Source organism: Aeromonas popoffii (genome assembly GCF_000820025.1).
In the GTDB taxonomy this organism is placed as follows: Bacteria; Pseudomonadota; Gammaproteobacteria; order Enterobacterales; family Aeromonadaceae; genus Aeromonas; species Aeromonas popoffii.
In genome coordinates, this window is sequence record NZ_CDBI01000103.1 from 23,756 (window position 1) to 45,588 (window position 21,833).

Sequence of the window (21,833 nt, forward strand, 5' to 3'; positions counted from 1 at the left end):
GATCACCGATGAAATCTGTTGGCCGCCCAGGTGAGCAGCAGGGTCAGCAGGAAGTAGCTCATCACCAGCGCACTGGTGAAGTGGCCCGAGGTGGCGCGCATGTTGTAGAGGTAGACCTGCAGGGTCTCGTAACGGGTGCCTACCAGCATGTTGGCAAACACGAACTCGCCGAGCAGGAAGGAGAGCGAGAGAAACAGCGCCGCCAGCAATCCCTTGCGCAGGCAAGGGATCACCACCAACAGGAAGGCGCGGCGACTGCTCGCTCCCAGCAGGTGGGCAGCATCCATCAGGTCCTTGAGCGGCACCCCTTGCAGGCTGTTGGCCAGCGCCCGGTACATAAAAGGGAGCACCACAGTGAACCAGGTGCCGATCAGGATCCACGGCGTGCCGACGATGGGCAGGGGGCCGTCGGCGTAGATCTGCAGCAGTCCCACCGAGGAGACCACGGGCGGCACCGCAAAGGGGAGCAGGATCAGCAGGTTCATCCAGGGATCCAGCTTGGGGAAGTAGTAGGCCACCACCAACACGGTGGGCACCAGCACCAGGGTCCCCAGCAGCAGAGTGGCGAAGCAGACCAGCAGGCTGCGGCCAAACGCCGCGAGAAAGCGCGGATCGCCCAACAGCTTCAGATACCAGTCGAGGGTGAAGCCATCCGGCAGCATGGTCGCCCCCCAGCGGGTGGAGATGGAATAGAGGAAGGTGGCCAGCAGCGGCAGCAGCAGGGTGGCGACCAGCGCCCCCAGCACCCACTTTGGCCAGCGCGGTGTCAAATCATGCATCTTGTCGTCTCCCGCCAGGATGCAGGTCAGCTGCACCCGGCTTGTTCGATCCAGTACAGGGTGTCAGGTCATGCATGGGACTGCCCCTTGTTCACATAGCTCTTTTTCAGCAACCACTGGTTGGCAGCCGTCACCACCCCCAGCAGTACCATCAGGATCACCGCCAGCGCCGCCGCCATATTGGGCTCGAGGAAGATGTCGCCGGAGACCAGACTGGCCACCCTGATAGTCACCAGATTGAAGTTGCCGGTGGTGAGGGCGTAGGCGGAGGCATAGGCACCCACTGCGTTGGCAAACAGGATGATCAGGGTGCCGAGCAGGGCGGGTGTGAGCACCGGCAGCGCCACGTGCCACACATACTGACGCTTGCTCGCCCCCAGCAGTGCCGCAGCCTGCGGCCACTCATCCTGCAAGGCATCGAACGCCGGATAGAGCAGCAGCAAGGCGAGCGGGATCTGGAAGTAGGTGTAGATGAGGATGAGGCCCGACCCCGAGTAGAGGTTGAAGCCGTCGATGAGGCCCCAGGATTTCAGCAGCAGGGTCACAGCACCATTGATGCCGAGAATGATGATGAAGGCGAACGCCAGCGGCACCCCGCTGAAGTTGCCTGTCATGGTGACAAAGGCCAGCAGCAGCCGTTTGACCCGCTCGCCGCTGTGGCGTAGCGCCGCCGCACCCAGGGTGCCGATGGCAAGCCCCGCCAGACTGGCGATACCGGCGATCCGCAACGAGTTGGCGAAGGATTGCAGATAGAAGGGGGAGCTCAGGATCTCCCGGTAGTAGTCGAGGCCCCAGCCATCCGGGGTCTGAAAGCTGCCCACCAGCACCCACACCATGGGGGCAAGCTGGAACAGGATCATCAGCAGGATAAACGGCAGCAATACCAGCGCGGGCAGCCAGTGACGGCGCACCCGGTGCCGGGTTACCACGGGTTGATCCAGCAGGATCTCGGTGGTGGCGGGCATCATCAGTGCACCTCACGCATAAAGGCCGCCTTGAGCAGCGGGGGAGCAACCGGTTTATCGTGGGGAACGCCCAGCAAGTCGGCCATCAGGGCGCAAAGTTGGGTCTGGGCGATCACCACGCCATCCGGCCAGTGTTCGATAAAGGCATCGCCAAACAGCCAGAGCGGCACGGTGCGCTCCTCGGGCAGGGTGCCGCCGTGGCTTAAGTCGTTGTTCATACCGTGATCCGAGGTGATCACCACCTGATACCCCTCTACCAGCCACTGGGGCAGCAGATCGGCCAGCAGGCTGTCCATCCGGCGCGCCTGATTGCGGTACTGGCGCGAATCGAGGCCACACTGGTGGCCAGCGTCATCCACCCCCATCGGGTGGATCAGCAGAAAGTCGGGATCATGTTGGGTTCTGAGCCACTCGCCATCCATCAGCAGATGGCTGTCGGGGTAGGCGTCATCCCAGTAGAAGCAGCCGTGCTGGATGGGTAACTGCTCGTCATGGGTGTAACGATCTCGCAGCGCCAGCCAGGGGCTGCGGTTGTAGAGTTCGCTCACCCAGTAATAGGCCGCCGCTGCGGTGCGTTTACCCGCGGCGCGGGCCAGATGGAAGATGGCGTCGTGCTGGCTCAGGCGACTCACCCCGTTGTGGGTGATGCCGCTTGCCACCGGCGGCACGCCGGTCAGGATGCACTCGTAGAGCGGTCGGGAGAGGGAGGGCAGGGCACAGCTCAGGGTCGTATACAAGCCGCGCTTCGCCTCCACCATGCCACCGAGGTAGCCCATGGTGTGGGCTACCTCGGCTGCCAGACCATCCACAAGTACCACTATCACCTTGTGTTGCACTGGATTCCCTTACTGCATGTTGATCATGACGGTTTCTTGCCACTGGCGCGGCAGGGCCTTGGAGCTCTGCTCCCAGGCGGCATGGTCGCTGACCGGCTTGGCATTGGCATACTGCTCGGCGGGCAGCAACTTGGCCTTCACGTCATCCGGCAGGGTCACGTTGCTGCGGATGGGGCGGGCATAGCCACGGGCCAGGTTGATTTGACCGGCATCGGAGAGGATGTATTCCCGCGCCAGCTTGGCGGCGTTGGGGTTCTTGGCCCACTTGTTGATGATGGTGGTGTAACCGGCGATGACGGAGCCGTCGCTCGGGATCACTACCTCAAACTTCTTGGGGTCAATCTGGTCGCGGTAGTTGAGGGCGTTGAAGTCCCACAGCACACCCACTTCCACTTCGCCCTTCTCGATATTGGCGATGGTCGGGTCATTCAGCGACAGACGACCCTGCTTGGCCAGCTGGCCGAACAGCTCCAGCGCGGGCTTGAGGTTCTTCTCGCTGCCGCCGGTGGCATAGGCCGCCGCCAGCACGCCGTTGTTGGCCTGGGAGGCGACACCCACATCACCCAGGGTCACCTTGTAGTCACCACCCAGCAGGGATTGCCAGCTGGTGGGGGCTGCCTTGACCAGATCCTTGTTGATCAGGAAGGCGATGGTACCGGTATAGGCCAGCATCCAGTGACCGTCCGCATCCTTGGCCCAGTTGGGAATGTCTGCCCAGGTGGAGGGCTTGTAGGGCTGAGTGACCCCCTGCTTGACCGCCACCGGACCGAAGGCGCCGCCCACGTCACCGATATCGGCGGTGGCATTGGCCTTCTCGGCGGCAAACTTGGCGATCTCCTGCGCCGAGCTCATGTCGGTATCCTGATGCTTGATGCCGTAGATGCTGCCCAGCTGTTGCCAGGTATCCTTCCAGTTGGCCCAGCTGTCGGGCATGCCGATACTGCTGAGCTGGCCTTCGCCACGGGCGGCCTTTTCGAGATCCGCGATATTTTCGGCGGCAAACAGTGGTTGGCTGATGGCCACCAGGGCCAGTGCACTTGCGATCACGCTTTTCATTATCCCATCCTTCTGGACTAGGTCAGTTAAGGTTCGAGAGGGATGCTAGAGGGGAAATATGACGGTGGCGGGGCGCTTTGATGGCAGTTTGATGACAATCGCCCTGTCACGCCGCTGTCATCCGGAACGGTTACAACTCAGGGTCGACAGCCGCTGGTCTACTCCAGGCGGGTGCAAACCGGAATGACCAACAGGGATATGAGTGTGACCGAGCCGAGATTGAGCGAGCAGATATTGAACGAACAGAGAATGGCCGATGGCCGCTCCTCCTCCAAGTGCGAACAGATTTGCCAGACCCTGCGCCGCTATATCGGCAGCGGCCAGCTGGTGGCGGGGCAGCAGCTGCCCGCCGAACGGGCGCTGAGCGAGCGCTTCGCCACCACCCGCATCACCATCAAGGAGGCGCTCTCCAGCCTCGAAGCAGACGGCCTCATCTACCGGGCCGAGCGGCGCGGCTGGTTCGTGGCGCCGCCAAGACTCACCTACGATCCTGCCATCCACACCCACTTTCACCAATGGATCGGCGAGCAGCAACGCACCGCCGAAACCCGGGTGCTGGCCCACGGCAGCGAGCTTGCCAGCAGCGAACTGTGCCGCTGGATGGGGCTGGATCCCTTCACCCCGCTCTATGAGATCCGCCGCCTGCGGCTGATCGATGGGCGACCTGTGCTCCATGTCAGCCACCACCTGCTGGCCAGCCGCTTTCCCGATATCGCCAGCGCGCCGCTGGCCAGCTCCCTCACCGAGCTCTATCAGCAGCGTTATGGCATAGGCCAGGGCGGGGCGAGTATGGAGATCACCCCCTCGGCAGCACGGGGCGCCATCGCCCGCGCCCTCAATCTGGCGGAGGGGAGTGCCGTGCTGCGGCTGGTGCGGGTCAACTATGACGAGCGAGGGGGGCTGGTGGATTGTGATATCGAACACTGGCGGCCAGATGCCATCCGCATCTGTCTGGATACGCGAGCGTTGCAGCCGCTCGCAGGCAAACTGCAACAAACCCGGCGCGCCGATTAGGGAATATCCAGAGCACTGTCGAACACAGTGGCCATCCGCATCTGTCTCGATACCCAAGCGCTGCAACCGGCCGCAGGCAGATTGCTGCAAGTACCTCAACTCACCGAGTAGAGCCCAACCAACACGGCGGATCCCGCAGGATCCGCCGTGATCAGTTGTCGATATTGGGGATCATGTCGTCGAAGCTGTGATAGCCACAATCCGCCAGTTGCAGCGACATGGTGTAGGTCTTGGCGTGCTCCTGCTGACCGATGGCGGGGCGGTTGAGCTTGAGCTCCTGATGCCAGTACTCCTTCATCCGATCGATCAGCGCCATCGCCTCGCTCTCGTTGAGGTGCAGCTGGCAGAGCGCCATGTAATTGTTCGGCTTGTGCATGTTCTCCACCAGATACTCCCCCAGCACCGACATTGCCTGCCGTGCCTGCTGGCGGGCGAAGCGGCTGTGCTGCTCGAAGCTGATGCGCTCGCTGATGAGGAAGTGGTAACTGTTGTCGATGCCGAGCTGCAAAATGTCGAGCTTCTCCAGCTTGCGCAGGTAGAGGTAGCAGGAGGCATCGGTCAGGCTGTACTCCCGCTTGAGATCGATCAACGTCTTGTCGCGCCAGAAGATATTGGCGAGAAAGGCGTAGAGCCCCGGCTCGTTGTGAAACGCCTCATCTTGCTCCTGAGTGAAGACGGCGCGGCGGCTCTGGGCGTCCTGAGTGCGATCCAGCAGCTCCTCGAATGACAGCCCCACCAAGTGACAGATCTCCAGCAGAGTATCGAACGGCAGGGAGGGCTTGTTCATCATCCGTTTCACGGTGGCGATGGAGACGCCCATCGCCTCTGCCAGGGTCTGATAGCGGATCCCCTTGTCGGTCAGGGTCTTCTTCAGAGTGTTGAGAATATTGTTGGCCAGGGTCTGGCTGTAGGTCATGCAACTATTCCTTTATCTGCATCTTTATGTTGTGTCAGAAATTGAGTGATTTTGTCGTTGTGGTCTCAGATATTGACACTTAAAAAAACCAGAGGAAATAAACCCGTCGTAATCGATTGAAATGGCCAGACCAGTCAAGGGGGAAGGTTGCAGATAGTGATACTCTGCGGTGCATATCTTTCAACCATTCAACATTTTTCTGGTGGTGCATAAAACATCGCGCATAATTCAAAACGAATCGGATTCAAGACCTTCCTGGTTGAGAAATCGATTGTTTGCTTCCAATTTAAGGGTTTTTTAAACCGAAAGGTTTTTATTCTTTCCTGGCATTGAGCGGAACTCGCAAGAGGTCCGCTTTTTTCTTTTCCCCGAATGTGCACCTACCGTCAAGCGGAGGCGGGCCCCGCCTCCATCTGTCATACCAAAGGCTCCCCGGCCTCACTCCCCCTTGCCGGGAAACAGCTTGGGGATCTCCCGTACCAGCCAGCTCTTGGCCTTGCCCATGGTATCGCGCCGCCAGGCCAGCACGACCTGGATCTGGTGACGATATTCGGGGCTGATCACCTTGAGGCGGCCCGCCTTGATGTCCTCTTCTATCCAGCTCAGCGGCATGGTGCCGACGCCTATCCCCGCCAGCAGGGCATCGCGCTTCTCCGTCATGGTACTGACGGTGAGGCGTGGCTGCTTGTCGAGCAGGCGATAGGTGAGCACCGGCTTGCGCAGCGCAGAGTCCGCCACTGCGATGGCGCGGTAGCGGCGCAGGGTTTCGTCCGCCAGGGGCTCGGGCTCCTGGTGCAGCGGGTGATCCGGGTGGGCGACGTAGAGCATCACCTCTTCCTGCAGCACCTGATGCTTGACGCCTGTCAGCATGATATCGGGGTTGAGGGAGGAGATGAGCAGGTCGGCGCGGCCATCTTCCAGACACTCCCAGCTGCCTGCCAGCACCTCGGCGCGAAACCTCAACCGGGTATCCGTCAGCTCGGCCAACCTTTCGACCAGGGGATAGAGCGTCTGCAGCGGCATCAGGGCATCGACGGCGATGGTGATGTCTGTCTCCCAGCCACGGGCCAGCGCCCGGGTTTCACCCACCAGATGCTCGGCGGCCGCCAGCAGTACCCGGCCTTGCTCCAGCAGCATGCGGCCGGCCGGGGTGAACTTGGTTCTGTGACCGCTGCGATCAAACAGCATGGCGTCCAGCTCGTCTTCCAGCTTCTGTACCGTGTAGCTCAGCGCCGAGGGGACCTTGCCCAGCTCGTCGGCGGCCGCCGCGAAGCTGCCACGGCGATCGATAGCATCCAGTACCCGGATGGCTTCCAGGGTCAGCGCCCGTTCCTTGTTCGATTCCTTGGCCATTTCATACCTTCAATTTTTTTGAACATGTTTACCAGTTTATCTCGCTAACAACTTAGGCCAAGTGTCTTTAATATTCAATCAACGCTTAGGCAGGAAGGCCTGGCGGCCAAATAAACGGTAGTTCCGGGCTGTGATATCATAAAGAGTGATATCTGATGTCGGTGAAAGAACAACATACTATTTGAATAACCTCTTGCATGGATGCATTGATTCTGGCCGAGTCGGCCTTGGCAATGACATAAAAACCAAGAGAGTGAACGAACATGAAAAATGTAATCAAGATGCTGGCCGTTGCAGGCCTGATGACCGCTGGTTTTGCACAGGCTTCCGTTCCCGCAGATCTCAACGCCGCCCCGGGTGTGCTGTTTGTGAACTGGCATGCGACCGCCACTGTGGATGGCAAGGCCAACCCCATGCTGGAAGTGCGTGACGAGTCTGGCGATGTGCTGGCATCAGTCCACGCCAACCTGACTGGGACCCAGCAGGTGCAGCTTCCGAGCCGCACTCAGGGTACGCTGACTGTCAGCCTCGGGGATCAGAGCAGTGACTACCGCATCCCGTTTGGCATCGGCAGCGGCAAACAGCGTTAATCAACCGTTTCGGAACGTGAGGAGCACACCATGATGACATTGAGAGCCTCAGAAGCGCGTGGCAAGGCCAATTTCGGCTGGCTGGATGCGCGCCACAGTTTCTCCTTCGGGCACTACTATGACCCTGACTGGATGGGACACTCGGTGCTGCGGGTCATCAATCAGGATCTGGTTGCACCGGGTGGCGGATTCGCCACTCACCCTCACGCCAACATGGAGATCCTGACCTGCGTGCTGCAAGGCACCATAGAGCACAAGGACAGCCTCGGCCACGCCGAGCAGATCCCGGCAGGGGATTTCCAGCTGATGAGCGCAGGGTCCGGCATCCGGCACAGCGAGTACAACCCCTCGCAGACCGAGCCGCTCTCCCTGTTGCAAATCTGGATAGAGCCGAATGAACACGGCACGACACCCGGATATCAGCAGAAGAAGATTGAAGCCAGACCCGGTCTGACGCTGGTGGCGTCCCCGGATGGCGAAGCGGGATCCTTCAGGATCCGCCAGCAGGCCCGCATATGGCGGCTGCAGCTTGAACCCGGTGAGAGTCTTACCTGGGCGCTGGCCGGCCGATACGGTTATCTGCAGATGATTTCAGGGGAGTTGACCGCCAATGGTCTGACTGCCCGACCCGGCGACGGGGTACTCAGTCGTGATGAACCCAACTGGGATCTGGTGGCAATGAGTGCCAGCCAAGCCCTGTTATTTGACCTACCCTGAAGCAGTCAGCGGTGATTTGACATAAAACGAGGAGTTTGAAATGGACAAGATGAAAGATTTGGCACTGCTGGTGGGTCGTGTACTGCTGGCACTGATGTTCGTAAAGGCTGGCTGGGCCAAGATCGGCGGTTATGCCGGTACCCAGGGTTACATGGAAGCCATGGGTGTGCCCGGATTCATTCTGCCGCTGGTGATCCTGCTGGAGCTGGGTGGTGGCCTTGCCATCATGCTGGGTCTGTTCAGCCGCAGCATCTCGGTGCTGATGGCCGGTTTCACCCTGATGGCCTCCTTTATTTTCCACTATCAGCCTGCGGATCAGATGCAGATGCTGATGTTTATGAAGAACGTCTCCGTGGCCGGTGGTTTCCTGGCCCTGGCGGCGGCCGGTGCAGGGGCCTTCAGTCTGGATGCCCGCCTCGGCAAGAACTGGTAATACCCGGATAGCGGGAGTTTTCCAACGCTTTTTGGCCGGTGCAGCAGCACCGGCTTTTTTATCTCCGCCATTGACCCTCTCCCGCCCCGCATGATGGCGACGTGATCTGCGGCAACAAGCGCCTTTTGCATCTTCCCCCCCGATCCCCGACAATCCCATTTCGTGTGAAGTGACGGGAATAACTCACCTTTTCTCGCACTCACCCCTCTTTTGAATTGGCGGGAGTCGTCCATGTTTACCCTCTACCACTCCAATCAGCTGGATCTGCTCAAGGAGCTGTTGGTGAGCCGCATCCGGCAGGCTCCTCTCTCTCATCCTTTCGATCGGGAGCAGATCCTGGTGCAGAGTCCGGGCATGGCCCAGTGGCTCAAGCTGGAGCTGGCCAAAGCCTTCGGCATCGCCGCCAATATCGACTTTCCGCTGCCCGCCAGCTTCATCTGGGATATGTTCACCCGGGTGTTGGCGGATGTGCCTCGCATAAGCCCCTACAACAAGGGATCCATGAGCTGGCAGCTGATGACCATTCTGCCCGCCTTGCTGGACAGGCCCGCCTTTGCCCCGCTGGCCGCCTATCTGGGCGGGGGGGATGACGCGGATCCCGCCAAGGATCCCGAGCAGGTGCGGCTGTGGCAGCTCTGCCAGAAGGTGGCGGATCTGTTTGACCAGTATCTGGTCTACCGGTCGGACTGGATCGCCCGCTGGGAAGAGGGCGAAGGATTGGGGTTGGAACTGGCCGACGTGAGCGGTCAGGATTGGCAGCCCGAGCTGTGGCGCGAGCTGGTGGCCCGCACCCTGGCGCTCTCCCCGAGCGGCTACCACCGCGCCAACCTCTACGAGGAGTTTATCCACGAGCTGCAACGCACCTTGGATCTGCCAGGCAAGCTGCCGCAGCGGGTCTTTGTGTTCGGCATCTCGGCGCTCCCGCCGCGCTATGTGGAGGCATTGCTGGCCCTCGGCAGTCGGCCTGAGGTGGAAGTGCATCTGTTCGTCACCAACCCCTGCCGCTACTACTGGGGGGATCTGCTCGATCGCAAAACCCTGGCGCGGCTCGAAAACAAGCTCAAGCCCGGCACCGATATCGAGACGTTGCAGGGCCCCGCCAACCCGCTGCTCGCCTCCATGGGCAAGCTGGGGCGCGACTATCTGCATCAGCTGATGGAGCTGGAGGTGCCGCAAATCGAGGCCTTCGTCGATATCGACGAGGTAGACGCCAAGGGCAATGTCAGCCTGTTGCGCGCCATCCAGAAGGATGTGCTGGAGCTAGGTTCACGGGGCGAGGGCCAATTTGATCTCGATAGCAGCCATCACAAGAGCCCGATCGATCCGGCGGATGGATCCTTGCAGATCCACGCCTGTCACGGCCCGATGCGGGAACTTGAAGTGCTGCACGACCGGCTGCTGGCGCTGTTCGAGCAGGACCCGTCCCTCACCCCGAAAGATGTGGTGGTGATGATGCCGGACGTGAACAGCTACGGCCCCTACATTCAGGCCGTGTTTGGTAAAGAAAAGAGTGGGGCGCGGGGCCAGATCCCGTTTGCGGTCTCGGATCGGGCCGCGAGTCAGGAGAGCCCGCTGCTGCAGAGCTTCCTCGCCCTGCTCAAGTTGCCCAACGCCCGCTTCGGGGCAGGCGAGCTGCTCGCCATTCTCGAGGTGCCCGCCGTGCTGCGCCGCTTCGAGCTGGATGACGACGAGTTCAACCAGCTGCGGGTCTGGGTGCAGGAGACCGGCATTCGCTGGGGGCTGGATGACGGCTACCCCGTCCGTTTCGATCTGCCACCCATGTCCGGCAACAGCTGGCTGTTCGGCCTGCGCCGTATGCTGCTCGGCTTTGCCATGGGTGACGGTGAACCGGTGGCGGGCATCTTGCCCTACGCCGATATCGAGGGTCAGCAGGGGCTGGCACTCGGCAAGCTCGCCTGGTTTGTCGATTCGCTGGCCGAATTCCTGCCCCGCCTGCAACAGGCGCAGCCGCTGGCCGAGTGGAACGCCTGCCTGCTGGCGCTGCTGGAGCGCTTCTATCTGGCCGACGAGGATGAAGAGCGTCAGCTCCAGCTGATTCGCAGCCAGCTGGCCGAGTGGCAGACCCGGCTTGGCGAGGCCCGCTTCGAGCAGCCCATCACCGCCGACTTGTTGCAGGATTACCTCGGCAGCGTGCTGGGGGAGTCCCGCTCCAGCCAGCGCTTCCTCGCCGGTCAGGTCAACTTCTGCACCCTGATGCCGATGCGCTCCATCCCCTTCAAGCAGGTCTGTCTGCTCGGTATGAACGATGGCGTCTACCCGCGCACCCTGGCCCCCATGGGATTCGATCTGATGGCGGTGGCGTCGCGGCGCGGGGATCGCTCCCGTCGTGATGACGACCGCTACCTCTTCCTTGAGGCGCTCTTGAGTGCCCAGCAGGGGCTCTATATCAGTTATCAGGGCTTCAGCGCGCAGGACAACAGCGACAAGGTGCCCTCCGTGCTGCTGGCGGAACTGATCGATTATGTGCGGCAGGGTTTCGTGCTGGCGGGGGATGAAGAGCTCGATGACGAAACCTCCGGCAAACGGCTGCTCAACCACCTGATGGTGGCGCATCCGCTCACCCCCTACAGCCGCAACTACTTCTATCCGGAGGCGGGATCGCGGCTCTTTACCTATGCCGCCGACTGGCTGCCCGCCCTTAACCCAGAGCGCGGCGCGGCCAACTTCCAGAGCGGCGAGCTGCCGCTGCCCCCCGAATGGGGCAAGGAGCAGGGGTTGGAGCTGGCGGAGCTGCTGCGCTTCTATCGGCAGCCCACCAAATATTTCCTCAACCGTCGCCTCAAGGTTTGGTTTGAGTTGAATGAGGCCAACATCGAGGACAGCGAGCCGTTCGAGCTGGATGGGCTGCAACATTATCAGCTGAAAGATCTGCTGCTCGATGCCCATCTGGCAGAGGGGGATAGTCCAGAGCGGAGCGACAGCGTGAGCAAACGCCGCGAGCGGTTGCAGCTTACCGGCCTGCTGCCGCAAGGGTGGTTCGGCAGCCTGCTGCTGGACGATCTGGATGCAGAGATGGGCAAGCTGGCCGATCGGTTACGGCCCTGGGTTGCGGCCAATGAGTCAGAAAAACAGGCGGTGGAGATCGATATCTCCCTCACTCAGGGCCAGCTGCAAGGGTGGATCGACACCCAGAAGGGGCGTTTGCTGGTGGTCAAACCCGGCAGCTTCAACGGCAAGGATCTGCTGCTGGGCTGGATCCAGCACCTCTGCCTCTCATTGAGCTGCGCCCCCGGCGACACCCTGCTGTTCGATGCCAAACAGAGTCTGCGCCTGCCTGCACTCGCTGCCGACGAGGCGCGGCCCAAGCTGGCGGCGCTGGTGGCGTGCTGGGCGCAGGGGATGAAGCGGCCGCTGCCCTTCTTCCCCAATACTGCCTGGGATTGGCTCAAGGCGATCGAGAAGGATCCGGACAAGCCGGAGGCAGCCGACAAGGCGGCCCTCACCCGTTTTAACGGCGGCTGGATGATCAAGGGGGAAGGGCAAGACCCTTATGTTGCTCGCTGCTTCCCCGAACTCGATGACGAGGTGCTGGGGCAGTTGCAGGCGCTGGCCCGTGAACACCTGACCCCGCTGCTCAAGACCCTGGAGGAGCTGAAATAATGGCTAACCCGCTCAATACCCTGCGTTTTCCCCTCCATGGTGAACGACTGATTGAAGCCTCTGCCGGTACCGGCAAGACCTACACAATCGCGGGTCTCTACCTGCGCCTGCTGCTGGGCCACGGCCCGCTCATTGAGGAGGGCGCCGATGCCGGTCAGCCGAGTGCTCACGAGCGGCCGCTGTCTGTGACCGAAATTCTGGTGGTGACCTTTACCGAAGCGGCCACCGCCGAGCTGCGCGGACGGATCCGCGGTCGCATTCACGAGGCGCGGCTCGCCTTTATGCGCGGTGAGAGCAAGGATGCGTTGCTGGCCCAGTTGCTGGTCGAGGTGGAAGATCATGAACTGGCGGCCCGTCGCCTGCTGGCCGCCGAGCGGCAGATGGACGAGGCGGCGGTCTTTACCATCCACGGCTTCTGCCAGCGGATGCTCAAGCAGAACGCCTTCGAGTCGGGTGCCCTCTTTGAAACCGAATTTCTCACCGACGACAGCCAGCTTAGGCTGCAGGCGGTGAGCGACTACTGGCGCGCCGAGTTCTATCCGGTGGATAAAACCCTCGCCAGTGCGGTGCGTGCGCTCTGGCCGAGCCCCGCCGCCCTGTTGCGTGAGATGGGCAGCTGGCTCGACAACAGCGAGCTGGAGATCCACCCCGCGTTGGGGGACGAGACCCTCGCAGCCCGCCATCAGGCGGCCATGGCCCGCATCGAGGCGGTGAAAAATGGCTGGCTGGCGCAGACGGACGAGATCCGCCGCCAGACGGATGGGCAAGTAAGCCGCTACACCGGCAAGAACTACGAAGGGTGGCTCGCCAAGATAGCCGACTGGGCACAGGACGAGAGCAGTGGCTACGCCATCCCGAAGGAGCTGGAACGCTTCGGCCAGACGGTGTTGGAAGAGAACCTCAAGAAGGGGGGCGCAGTGCCGACCCTGCCGCTGTTTAGCCAGATCGACCAGCTGCTGGCGAGTCGCCCCGGTATTACGGATCTTATCCTGCAACGGGCGGCCAAGGTGGTGTGCAGCCGGATGCAGGCGAGCAAGCGGCAGGCCCATCAGCTCTCGTTCGATGACCTGCTGAAAGATCTCGACGGGGCGCTCGGTTCCAGCCTTGGCGAGCGGCTCTGCGAGCGCATTCGTGCCACCTATCGGGTGGCGATGATCGATGAGTTTCAGGATACCGACCCCCAGCAGTACCGCATCTTCCATCGGCTCTATGGTTTGCAAGAGAGTGGCGGCCACACAGATACGGCGCTCTTGATGATCGGTGACCCCAAGCAGGCCATCTACGGCTTTCGCGGCGCCGACATCTTTACCTACATTCAGGCGCGGCGAAATGTGAGCGCCCACTACACCCTGGGGCGCAACTGGCGCTCCAGCAGTGCGCTGGTGGGTGCGGTCAACGGCCTGTTCGAGCGGGCGAAAGATCCCTTTATCTACGAAGCGGATATCCCCTTCCTGCCGGTCGAGGCGCAGGGCAAGAGCAAGGCGCTGCTGCTGGGTGGCGCCACCGCGCCCGTGCTCCACTGCTGGCAGCTGACCGGCCAGCCCACCTTCAACCGGGGGGATTACCAGAGCAAGATGGCGCGCGCCACCGCCGCCGAGATCCACCGCCTGCTGACCCTGGCCCGCGAGGGCAAGGCGCTGATCGGCGACAAGGCGGTCAAGGCCGGGGATATCGCCGTGCTGGTGCGTACCGGCGCCGAGGGCAAGCTGGTGCAGCAGGAACTGGCGCGGCTTGCCATCGCCTCCGTCTATCTGTCGAACCGCGAGAGTGTGCTGGAGCAGGTGGAGGCGCGGGAGATACTGCTGATTTTGCACGCCTGCCAGAACCCGAGCGAAGAGCGCAGCCTACGGGCGGCGCTCGCCACCGGCCTGTTTGATCTCGACGCCAAGGCGCTCGATGGGCTGGCCAGCGACGAGCGGGCGTGGGAGAGCGCGGTGCAGGAGTTTATGGAGTACCGATCGATCTGGCATCGCCGCGGTGTGCTGGCGATGCTGCGGGCCCTGCTGCACCGGCGCAATCTCGCCTCTTCGCTTTTGGCGAGCCCCTATGGCGAGCGGCGGCTGACCAACTTCCTCCATCTCGGCGAGCTGCTGCAACAGGTGAGCAGCGAGCTGGACGGGGAATATGCCCTGCTGCGCTGGCTGGGGGAGGCGGTGAGCCGTCCCAATGGGCAGGATGCTGAGCAGGTACTTCGCCTCGAATCCGAACGCAAGCTGGTGCAGATCGTCACCATCCACAAATCCAAGGGGCTGGAGTATCCGCTGGTATTCCTGCCCTTTATCTGCAGCCACAGAACCGCCGAGACCCCGCTCTATCACGAGGCGGACGAGGCGGGCAATCGCACCATTCTCGATCTGACCGGCGCCGAGGGCTCCCTGGCGGAGGCCGACCGCGAGCGCCTTGCCGAAGATCTGCGGCTGCTCTATGTGGCACTGACCCGGGGCGTCTACGCCACCTGGCTGGGGCTGGCGCCGGTGCGGGCGGGTGCGGGCAAGTCGGAGAAGACCGACCTGCACCACACCGCCATTGGCTACCTGCTGCAAAAGGGCGAAGAGGGGGATGCTGCCACGCTGGCCACCGCCCTGACCGAGCTGTCGCAGGCGCTGCCCGGGGTGGCCGTCGGTGAGCCCTCGCTCACTCGTCCGGCCCCGTTGCCGCCAGAGGAGGAGCAGCTGGGCGAGCCGCAGGTGCGCCACTTTACCGGGCGGCTGGAGCGGGACTGGTGGATCAGCTCCTACTCCGGGCTGGCGGCGCAGGGTCACGGTCACAGCAAGGGGGTCTTGGCCAACCCCGGCTTCGATGATGAGGTAGTGACCGAGGCGGCTGCATTGGCTTCCGAGCAACCGGACGAGGCGCCCCAGCCCTCCATCTTCACCTTCCCGAAAGGGGCGCGCCCCGGCACCCTGCTGCACAGCCTGTTCGAGACCATCGACTTTCAAAGCGCCGCTGGCGAGTCGCTGGCGCACCATATCGCTGGCCTGCTGGCGCAAGATGGCTTTGACGAGAGCTGGGCCGAGGTGCTGCAACAGCAGGTGGAGGCGGTACTCGATACCCCGCTGGAGACCGCTTTACTTGCAGAGAGCGGCGAGCCAGTGCGACTGAGGGATCTGGCCCCCGAGCGCAAGCAGGTGGAGCTGGAGTTCTTCCTGCCCATGGGGCGGGTGACGGCACCGGCGCTGACCGCGCTCTGCCAGCAGCACGACCCGCTGTCGCGGGGCAACAAGCCGCTCAGCTTTGCCACCGTGCAGGGGATGCTCAAGGGCTTTATCGATCTGGTATTCGAGTGGCAGGGGCGTTGGTATCTGCTCGACTACAAATCAAACCATCTCGGCATGAGCCCCGCCGATTACAGCCGTCCGGCGCTGGAGCGGGCCATGGCCGAGCATCGCTACGACCTGCAATACCAGCTCTACTCGCTGGCGCTGCACCGGCTGCTCACCCTGCGCCTGCCGGGCTACGACTTCGAGCAGCATTTTGGCGGGGTTTTCTATCTGTTCCTGCGTGGCATGCCGCAGGGGGGCATTTTCCATACCCGCCCGAGCCGTGAACTGGTGTTGGGGCTCGACACCTTGTTTAGCGCAGGCAGCGAGTCGCCAGCAGCAGGATCCCACCCATTGAATGAGGTAGAGGCATGAGCGACACCATGATCAGCACGGCGACCAGCGTAATGATGGTTGAACGGTTGAAAACACTGGCGCTGGCTGGCCGCATCCGCCAGCTGGATCTGCAATTTTCCAAGCTGGTGGCCGATCTGGGCGGCAGCCCCGAGCTGGTGCTGGGGGCGGCGCTCACCTGCTTCGAGCTGGGGCGCGGCCATGTCTGCCTGCCGCTGGAGATGCTAGCTTCCGGCTCACTGCGGCCGTTCGGGCTGGATCCCCAGCAGAGCCGGGATCTGTTGGCTGATCTGGCGGATCCTGCCCGCTGGCCCGCCCTGTTTGCGGCCAGCCCGCTCGTTGGTACGGAACAGGATGAGGGGCTCGCCCCGCGTTGGCCGCTGCGGCTGTGGCACGGGCGGCTCTACCTCACCCGCTACCACGATCATGAGCAGGGGGTGGCCCGCCATCTGCGTGCCTTGAGTGAAAGAGCCGAATGGCCCGAAATAGCCCCCGCCCTGTCGCGGCTGTTTGCCCGCGACTACGGGCTGGTGTTCGCGGCGCTGCTCAAGGCCCGCCTCGCCCCCGACTTCTCGGTTCGCCACTTTATCGAGAAGTATCTCGATCTGGTGTTCCCGAACGAGGTGGATTGGCCCGCCATCGAAGGGCTGCTGGCCAGTGCGCAGGCGGCGAGCGACTTGAGCAAGCTGGATGCGCTGGTGCCCGAGGCGCTCTGCTGCAACGGCCAGAAGCTGGCGGCGGCCACTGCGGCGGCGCGCCCCTTTGCGGTGATCTCGGGCGGCCCCGGCACCGGCAAGACCACCACGGTCGCCAAACTGCTCGCCATTCTGGTGGAGACCGGCCTGCAAGCAGGCAAGGCCCCGGCGATCCGGCTGGTGGCCCCCACCGGCAAGGCGGCGGCGCGCCTCACCGAGAGTATCGGCTCTGCCCTGCAAGCTCTCGATCTGCCCCCCGAGTGGGTCGAGGCGATCCCCACCGAAGCGGGCACCTTGCACCGGCTGCTCGGGGTGATCCCGGGGCGCAGCCAGTTCCGCCACCACGCGGGCAACCCGCTGCACCTCGACTTGCTGGTGGTGGATGAGGCATCCATGGTCGATCTGCCGATGATGGCACGCCTGCTTGATGCGCTGCCGAGCCACGCCCGCCTGATCCTGCTCGGCGACAAGGATCAGCTCGCCTCGGTGGAGGCGGGGGCCGTGCTCGGCGATATCTGCAGCTTTATCGAGCAGGGCATCAGCCCCGCGCAGGCGGATTGGCTCTCCCGCCAGACCGGCTACCGCTTGCAGGGCACGCCAGCGGGGGCACCGGTGCGCGACAGCCTCTGTTTGCTGGCCAAGAGCTGGCGCTTTGATCAGCATTCCGGCATCGGCCAGTTGGCGCGTGCCTGCAACAGCGGCGATGCCACGGCGGTGGAATCGGTCTGGGGCATGGGCTTTAGCGATATCAGCCTGCACCCCTGGGCGGGGGAGGCTTACGACGCCCTGATTGCCCAGGGGGTGGCCGGTTACGGCAGTTATCTGAAGGCGGCCCGCGCGGGGGAAGATCCCGCCGCCGTGTTCAAGGCATTCAACAGCTTCCAGATCCTCTGCGCCCTGCGGGGCGGCCCGTTCGGGGTTGAGGGGCTTAACGGGCGGCTCGAACTGGCCCTGTCACGGGCCGGGCTGATTGCCCGCGATGGCGACTGGTATGCCGGTCGCCCTGTGATGGTGGTGCGCAACGACCACGGGGTCGGCCTCTATAACGGTGATATGGGGCTCTGCCTGCCCGATGAAAGTGGCCGTTTGAAGGTATGGTTTGAGCAGCCGGACGGCACCCTGCGTGCCCTGTTGCCCAGCCGGCTGCCACCTCACGAGACGGTCTACGCCATGACCATCCACAAATCCCAGGGTTCGGAGTTTGCCCATACCGTGCTGGTGCTGCCCGACAGCCCCAGCCCGCTGCTGACCCGCGAGCTGGTCTATACCGGCATCACCCGCGCCAAGGCGCGGCTCGATCTCTACGGCGATCGGGCCCTGCTGGCCCAAGCGGTACGGAAAAAGACCGAGCGTTATTCCGGATTGGCGGAGAGGTTGGGGGAGTAAGCGATTGGATGGCGGCGGTAAAGGGATTTACCGCCATGGGAAAAGAAGTTTGCTACTTATTATCATGAATCGATTCTGATTAGAGGTTATTGATGAAGGATTTACTTAAGTCATTGAAAGATAATGCAACATCTAGACTAAACAATCCTATTATCGGCGCTTTCGTCTTGTCTTGGATGTTTTTGAATATAAATGGAGTGGCTAGGTTTATATTGGAAAGTAACCAAGGGAAACTTGACATTATAAAGAGCAAAAGTTGGGGGGTTACAGATGATCTGTTAATCCCATTTTTAGTATCTGTCGGATATTTAGTAGTACTTCCAGTGTTAAATACGGCCTACAGCTTTATACATGATAATTGCATTGATAAAATTAGAGATGAAAATAGCAATAAAGCGCAGAAAGATGCCTTTATTAGAAGGAAGGAGACCGTGTGTGCAAAAATTGAGTCAACTGATGAATATGTTGTTAAGTTAAAAGACAAGGAATTAGAGTTATGGGCAGATCAAAAATTAGAGCTCATTCGTGAAATAATAAATCTTAAGAGTAAGTATTCGAAATTGCTTTCTGACTTCGAACTTAAATCGAAAGAATTCCGCGCTGAGAGTAATAAGTTAAGTCTTTCTGTTGCACAATTGGAACATTCTAATAAACGCTTGTCAGCACAAGATTCAGAACAAAGAGATTATATTGGGAGAGTTGTTACAAATCTAGGCAAGGCATTGAATTCACTTGAGAATAAAATCGTAAGTGATACAAGATTTGATGAGATAGAAAAAATTAGAAATGAACTATCCGATGTTAGAAATAAATTTTATGTATGGGATGATGATATACCATTCTGATTTTTCATGGCTTGTAGTTTATCTCGTATGTTGGGCTTCGCAGGCTCAGCGCCAACCTACCGATTGTGTAGGTTGTGGCTGAGCGTAGCGAAGCCCAACATTTACCGCGAAATCTCTTTTTCCCTTCCCCTCATCCCCAGCCCTTCGCCTCCTTTTTTAATAAACGGGAGAAGGGAGATTGAGCTCCCTTTGGTCTGGTTCGCACCACGGGATTATCTGGCATTTGTAGGTTCGATTAGCGAAGCATAATCGGACGATCGCGTAATTGGTCAATCGGGTAATCGAAAATCAGACAATCCAACATCGCATCATAGAAATATCGTTAAACCCGCTACTCTCGAAGTTCCCCCGATTGCCAACGCCATATCCCCGATGCTGCATCATCCCCTCTCCCTTTGGGAGAGGGCAGGGTGAGGGAGCTGGCTTCCACAATGTCCACTTCGCTCGTTTCGTAAAATCGGGTAGGGTGCAATGAACGAAGTGAATTGCACCGCTGCTATTTATCTGCCAAAAGGTGTAATGCGCTTCGCTTATTACACCCTACCCACACACGACAGGATGTCATTGCTTGAGACTTGAATTTAACACCATCGATCTGGATCGGGATTACGAGCTCTGCGTGCAGGCGCGCAGGGATGCCTATTTTTGCAGCTTTCATACCCATGATGGCTTTGCCGACTTTATCGACGGTTATCGGGAGCGGATCCGCGAAAGGCTGGGGCAGGCGCAATGGCACTACCTCCATGTCTGGGCGGGTGAACAACGTGTGGGCCAGCTGGAGTTTCGCAGTTTTTCCGATGAGCCCGAGACCGGCTATGTGCAGCTGATTTATCTGTTTCCCGAATATCGTGGCACCGGTTTGGCTGCCGGGTTGCAGGCCTATATCCGCCAGCAGTTGCTGGGGGCGGGCTGCAAATGGGCGCTGCTCTCTGTCAGTCGCACCAATGTGCGGGCGTTGACCCATTACCGGCGATCTGGCTGGGTATTCCTGCGCCCCAATCCGAAACATCAGGAGACGGATTTTTATCGGCTGGCATTGGCAGATTGAGCTCGGCTGTTGAGCCCCGCATCCCGCCCGATGATCCTATCCCCACCTTGCTCAATCGTGAGTGACATCCGGCCAATGAGGCAGACTTGAGCCATACGGGCGGGCACACTGCGTAGGCCGCTGGCGGCCGATATCCAAAGAAAAAGCAGTGGTGTTGTGGGGTTATGGCTGACAGATTTTGGGCAATATGCCAAGGTAGCGTTTCACGACAGAACAGCGATTCCCCGTGGTGGCTCGGGGCAGAAGAACAAGGATAACCGCTATGCTGCAGGACAGTGACACGATCAGGATCTCGGATGTCAGCGAAGCCGTGGTGCACGGCATTCTGGAGGTGATCAGCGATGGCATCTGGGATTGGCATGCCAATACAGGTTTCGTCTATCGCAACACCGGCTGGTACCGGATGCTGGGCTACGAGCCCCATACCCTCGACAATACCGTCTTCACCTGGGAGAGCCTGATCCACCCCGACGATCTGGCGGCTGTGATGGCGAAGTTCGATCTCTGCCTGAGCGACAGCGTTCACGAATATCGCGCCGAGTATCGGTGCCGCACCTGCGATGGCAGTTACCTCTGGATTGAGGATTGCGGCCGAATCATTGAACGTAATCCCGATGGTTCTGTGGCGCGGATGATCGGCGCCCATCGCGATATCCACGCCAGCAAGCTGTTGCTGGCACAGCTGGAGCGGCGCAATCATTCGCTGGAGCAGCAGGTGGCAGAGCGCACCGCCGAGCTGGTGCGGCTCAACGAGGCGCTGCAACAGAAGGCAGAAGAGAATCGCCAGTTGGCAGAGACCGATGCCCTGACCGGCGCCGCCAGCCGCTATCGGCTGGAGCGGGTCATCAAGCTGGAGTGCGAGCGGTCCCGGCGCTTTAAGTACGCTTTCTCCGTCATCGCCATGGATGTGGATGACTTCAAGCAGATCAATGACAACCACGGCCACAGCGCCGGGGATCAGACGCTGGTCAAGATAGTGGCGCTGGTGCGGACGCACATTCGCGAGATTGACCTCATCGCGCGCTGGGGTGGTGACGAGTTTATGGTGGTGCTGCCCAATACCGGTCTGGCCGATGGCAGACTGGTTGCCGACAAGCTGCGAGAGCTGATCGTGCGGTCGCGGGTCTGCGAACAGCTCGATATCACCCTGAGTTTCGGGCTGGCCGAATACCAGCCTGACGAGCCCATGAGCCAGCTGATGGTGCGGGTGGATCGGGCGCTCTATCAGGCCAAGCTGGCGGGCAAGAACCAGATCTGCGAATAGCTGTCACCACGGGGCCAGCGGGTTGGCCCTGGCGTGCCAGCGGTCGGATTTTTCTCTTTCCCCCCCGAATGCGTATTGACCGTTCGATAGCCTTGACTCCGCCTGAGAGCACTGGTCTGATGCGCGCTCTTTAATCCCCACGAGATATTAATCAATGAAAAAGAGCATCCTGATTGCCCTGACTGCACTGCCCCTGTTTGCCCACGCTGGCCTGATGGATTCCCTGACCGAGACAGTGACCAGCAGCGTCACCAGCAGTGTCAAAGAGATGGCCGGTAGCGCCATGGACAGCGCCTCAAACGAAGCGATCAAGAAGGCACTGGATATCAAAGAAGGCGGCTCCAGCAAGCAGGCCATCAAAGACAAGCTGGGCGCCCCGGCCAGCACCAAGACCGAAGCCGGTCTGGAAGTGTGGACCTATGACCTGAGCGCCCTGAACAAGGTATCTCCCATACTGGCAGAGACCACCAACACCCTGTTCAAGGATGCCGAAGCCGCTCAGAAGAGCGTCGTCATCAAGTTTGAAGGCGACACCGTCAAGACCCTGAACCTGGTCGACAAAGCCAAGGCCTGAGTCTGAAATAGGTGTATGAGAAGGGGCCCTTGGCCCCTTTTTGCTGGCTGGCGTTCCTCATCACGCCTCAGCGCCATGTATCCCGCGAAGAGGGCGGCTGGCCAAGGGGCGGGATAAACGAAAAAGG

17 protein-coding genes are annotated in these 21,833 nt (G+C 60.8%); 11 read left to right on the forward strand and 6 right to left on the reverse strand.

Annotation, left to right across the window (positions count from 1 at the left end; all coding sequences use genetic code 11):
* Window positions 1-2: 2 nt before the first annotated feature.
* The 4 genes from BN1129_RS21200 to BN1129_RS21215 all read right to left on the reverse strand — a co-directional run bounded on the left by BN1129_RS21200 (window position 3) and on the right by BN1129_RS21215 (window position 3,636).
* Window positions 3-779 (reverse strand): ABC transporter permease, encoded by a 777-nt coding sequence (locus BN1129_RS21200; RefSeq protein ID WP_042039313.1) that lies wholly within the window; start codon window positions 777-779, stop codon window positions 3-5.
* A 68-nt stretch (window positions 780-847) separates the two neighbouring features.
* Window positions 848-1,747, reverse strand: a complete 900-nt coding sequence (locus tag BN1129_RS21205; RefSeq protein ID WP_042039267.1) for an ABC transporter permease — start codon at window positions 1,745-1,747, stop codon at window positions 848-850.
* Window positions 1,747-2,580: an alkaline phosphatase family protein gene (locus tag BN1129_RS21210; RefSeq protein WP_042039268.1), complete on the reverse strand. Its 834-nt coding sequence runs from the start codon at window positions 2,578-2,580 to the stop codon at window positions 1,747-1,749. Before BN1129_RS21210 ends, BN1129_RS21205 begins: the two co-directional genes overlap by 1 nt.
* Window positions 2,581-2,589: 9 nt before the next feature.
* Window positions 2,590-3,636, reverse strand: a complete 1,047-nt coding sequence (locus BN1129_RS21215; RefSeq protein WP_042039269.1) for an ABC transporter substrate-binding protein — start codon at window positions 3,634-3,636, stop codon at window positions 2,590-2,592.
* Between the two features lie 183 nt (window positions 3,637-3,819).
* Between BN1129_RS21215 and BN1129_RS21220 the strand changes: the two genes are divergently transcribed.
* Window positions 3,820-4,650, forward strand: a complete 831-nt coding sequence (locus tag BN1129_RS21220; protein WP_084204726.1) for a UTRA domain-containing protein — start codon at window positions 3,820-3,822, stop codon at window positions 4,648-4,650.
* A gap of 151 nt (window positions 4,651-4,801) precedes the next feature.
* Here the strand turns inward: BN1129_RS21220 and BN1129_RS21225 are convergent, their stop codons facing one another.
* Window positions 4,802-5,566, reverse strand: a complete 765-nt coding sequence (locus tag BN1129_RS21225) for a helix-turn-helix domain-containing protein (protein WP_042039272.1) — start codon at window positions 5,564-5,566, stop codon at window positions 4,802-4,804.
* Window positions 5,567-6,004: 438 nt separating this feature from the next.
* Window positions 6,005-6,919 carry a LysR family transcriptional regulator gene (locus BN1129_RS21230; protein WP_042039274.1) on the reverse strand — a complete coding sequence of 305 codons (915 nt, stop codon included), beginning with the start codon at window positions 6,917-6,919 and terminating at the stop codon, window positions 6,005-6,007.
* A gap of 263 nt (window positions 6,920-7,182) precedes the next feature.
* Here BN1129_RS21230 and BN1129_RS21235 point away from each other — a divergent pair, with 263 nt between their 5' ends.
* The 10 genes from BN1129_RS21235 (at window position 7,183) to BN1129_RS21280 (ending at window position 21,706) form a co-directional block, all read left to right on the forward strand.
* On the forward strand, window positions 7,183-7,509 hold the full coding sequence (locus tag BN1129_RS21235) for a hypothetical protein (protein ID WP_042039275.1): 327 nt from the start codon (window positions 7,183-7,185) through the stop codon (window positions 7,507-7,509).
* Between the two features lie 30 nt (window positions 7,510-7,539).
* Entirely contained in the window at window positions 7,540-8,226 is a 687-nt protein-coding gene (locus tag BN1129_RS21240) for a pirin family protein (protein ID WP_042039276.1), read from the forward strand.
* A 40-nt stretch (window positions 8,227-8,266) separates the two neighbouring features.
* Entirely contained in the window at window positions 8,267-8,659 is a 393-nt protein-coding gene (locus BN1129_RS21245) for a DoxX family protein (protein ID WP_042039277.1), read from the forward strand.
* 231 nt (window positions 8,660-8,890) lie between these two features.
* The gene (gene recC / locus BN1129_RS21250; RefSeq protein WP_042039278.1) at window positions 8,891-12,280 is read left to right on the forward strand and encodes an exodeoxyribonuclease V subunit gamma; all 3,390 of its coding nucleotides are present in this window, start codon (window positions 8,891-8,893) and stop codon (window positions 12,278-12,280) included.
* Window positions 12,280-15,915: an exodeoxyribonuclease V subunit beta gene (gene recB / locus BN1129_RS21255; RefSeq protein WP_042039279.1), complete on the forward strand. Its 3,636-nt coding sequence runs from the start codon at window positions 12,280-12,282 to the stop codon at window positions 15,913-15,915. The genes recC and recB overlap by 1 nt, the downstream gene beginning before the upstream one ends.
* Window positions 15,912-17,975 carry an exodeoxyribonuclease V subunit alpha gene (gene recD, locus BN1129_RS21260; protein ID WP_042039281.1) on the forward strand — a complete coding sequence of 688 codons (2,064 nt, stop codon included), beginning with the start codon at window positions 15,912-15,914 and terminating at the stop codon, window positions 17,973-17,975. Before recB ends, recD begins: the two co-directional genes overlap by 4 nt.
* A gap of 92 nt (window positions 17,976-18,067) precedes the next feature.
* The gene (locus tag BN1129_RS21265) at window positions 18,068-18,820 is read left to right on the forward strand and encodes a hypothetical protein (protein WP_042039282.1); all 753 of its coding nucleotides are present in this window, start codon (window positions 18,068-18,070) and stop codon (window positions 18,818-18,820) included.
* Window positions 18,821-19,388: 568 nt separating this feature from the next.
* Window positions 19,389-19,868, forward strand: a complete 480-nt coding sequence (locus tag BN1129_RS21270; RefSeq protein ID WP_042039283.1) for a GNAT family N-acetyltransferase — start codon at window positions 19,389-19,391, stop codon at window positions 19,866-19,868.
* Between the two features lie 262 nt (window positions 19,869-20,130).
* The gene (locus BN1129_RS21275; RefSeq protein ID WP_042039284.1) at window positions 20,131-21,132 is read left to right on the forward strand and encodes a sensor domain-containing diguanylate cyclase; all 1,002 of its coding nucleotides are present in this window, start codon (window positions 20,131-20,133) and stop codon (window positions 21,130-21,132) included.
* Between the two features lie 154 nt (window positions 21,133-21,286).
* A complete protein-coding gene (locus tag BN1129_RS21280) occupies window positions 21,287-21,706 on the forward strand; it encodes a hypothetical protein (RefSeq protein ID WP_042039285.1) in 420 nt (139 codons plus the stop codon).
* The last annotated feature ends 127 nt before the right edge of the window (window positions 21,707-21,833 follow it).

Excerpts from the sequence above, each read along its gene's own strand:
- BN1129_RS21245 (WP_042039277.1), top strand. The coding sequence starts at position 8,267 with ATGGACAAGATGAAAGATTTGGCACTGCTGGTGGGTCGTGTACTGCTG.
- BN1129_RS21220 (WP_084204726.1), top strand. The coding sequence starts at position 3,820 with ATGACCAACAGGGATATGAGTGTGACCGAGCCGAGATTGAGCGAGCAG.
- BN1129_RS21200 (WP_042039313.1), bottom strand. The coding sequence starts at position 779 with ATGCATGATTTGACACCGCGCTGGCCAAAGTGGGTGCTGGGGGCGCTG.
- BN1129_RS21240 (WP_042039276.1), top strand. The coding sequence starts at position 7,540 with ATGATGACATTGAGAGCCTCAGAAGCGCGTGGCAAGGCCAATTTCGGC.
- recC (WP_042039278.1), top strand. The coding sequence starts at position 8,891 with ATGTTTACCCTCTACCACTCCAATCAGCTGGATCTGCTCAAGGAGCTG.
- BN1129_RS21265 (WP_042039282.1), top strand. The coding sequence starts at position 18,068 with ATGAAGGATTTACTTAAGTCATTGAAAGATAATGCAACATCTAGACTA.
- BN1129_RS21205 (WP_042039267.1), bottom strand. The coding sequence starts at position 1,747 with ATGATGCCCGCCACCACCGAGATCCTGCTGGATCAACCCGTGGTAACC.
- BN1129_RS21225 (WP_042039272.1), bottom strand. The coding sequence starts at position 5,566 with ATGACCTACAGCCAGACCCTGGCCAACAATATTCTCAACACTCTGAAG.
- recD (WP_042039281.1), top strand. The coding sequence starts at position 15,912 with ATGAGCGACACCATGATCAGCACGGCGACCAGCGTAATGATGGTTGAA.
- BN1129_RS21280 (WP_042039285.1), top strand. The coding sequence starts at position 21,287 with ATGAAAAAGAGCATCCTGATTGCCCTGACTGCACTGCCCCTGTTTGCC.
- BN1129_RS21230 (WP_042039274.1), bottom strand. The coding sequence starts at position 6,919 with ATGGCCAAGGAATCGAACAAGGAACGGGCGCTGACCCTGGAAGCCATC.
- BN1129_RS21215 (WP_042039269.1), bottom strand. The coding sequence starts at position 3,636 with ATGAAAAGCGTGATCGCAAGTGCACTGGCCCTGGTGGCCATCAGCCAA.
- BN1129_RS21235 (WP_042039275.1), top strand. The coding sequence starts at position 7,183 with ATGAAAAATGTAATCAAGATGCTGGCCGTTGCAGGCCTGATGACCGCT.
- BN1129_RS21275 (WP_042039284.1), top strand. The coding sequence starts at position 20,131 with ATGCTGCAGGACAGTGACACGATCAGGATCTCGGATGTCAGCGAAGCC.
- recB (WP_042039279.1), top strand. The coding sequence starts at position 12,280 with ATGGCTAACCCGCTCAATACCCTGCGTTTTCCCCTCCATGGTGAACGA.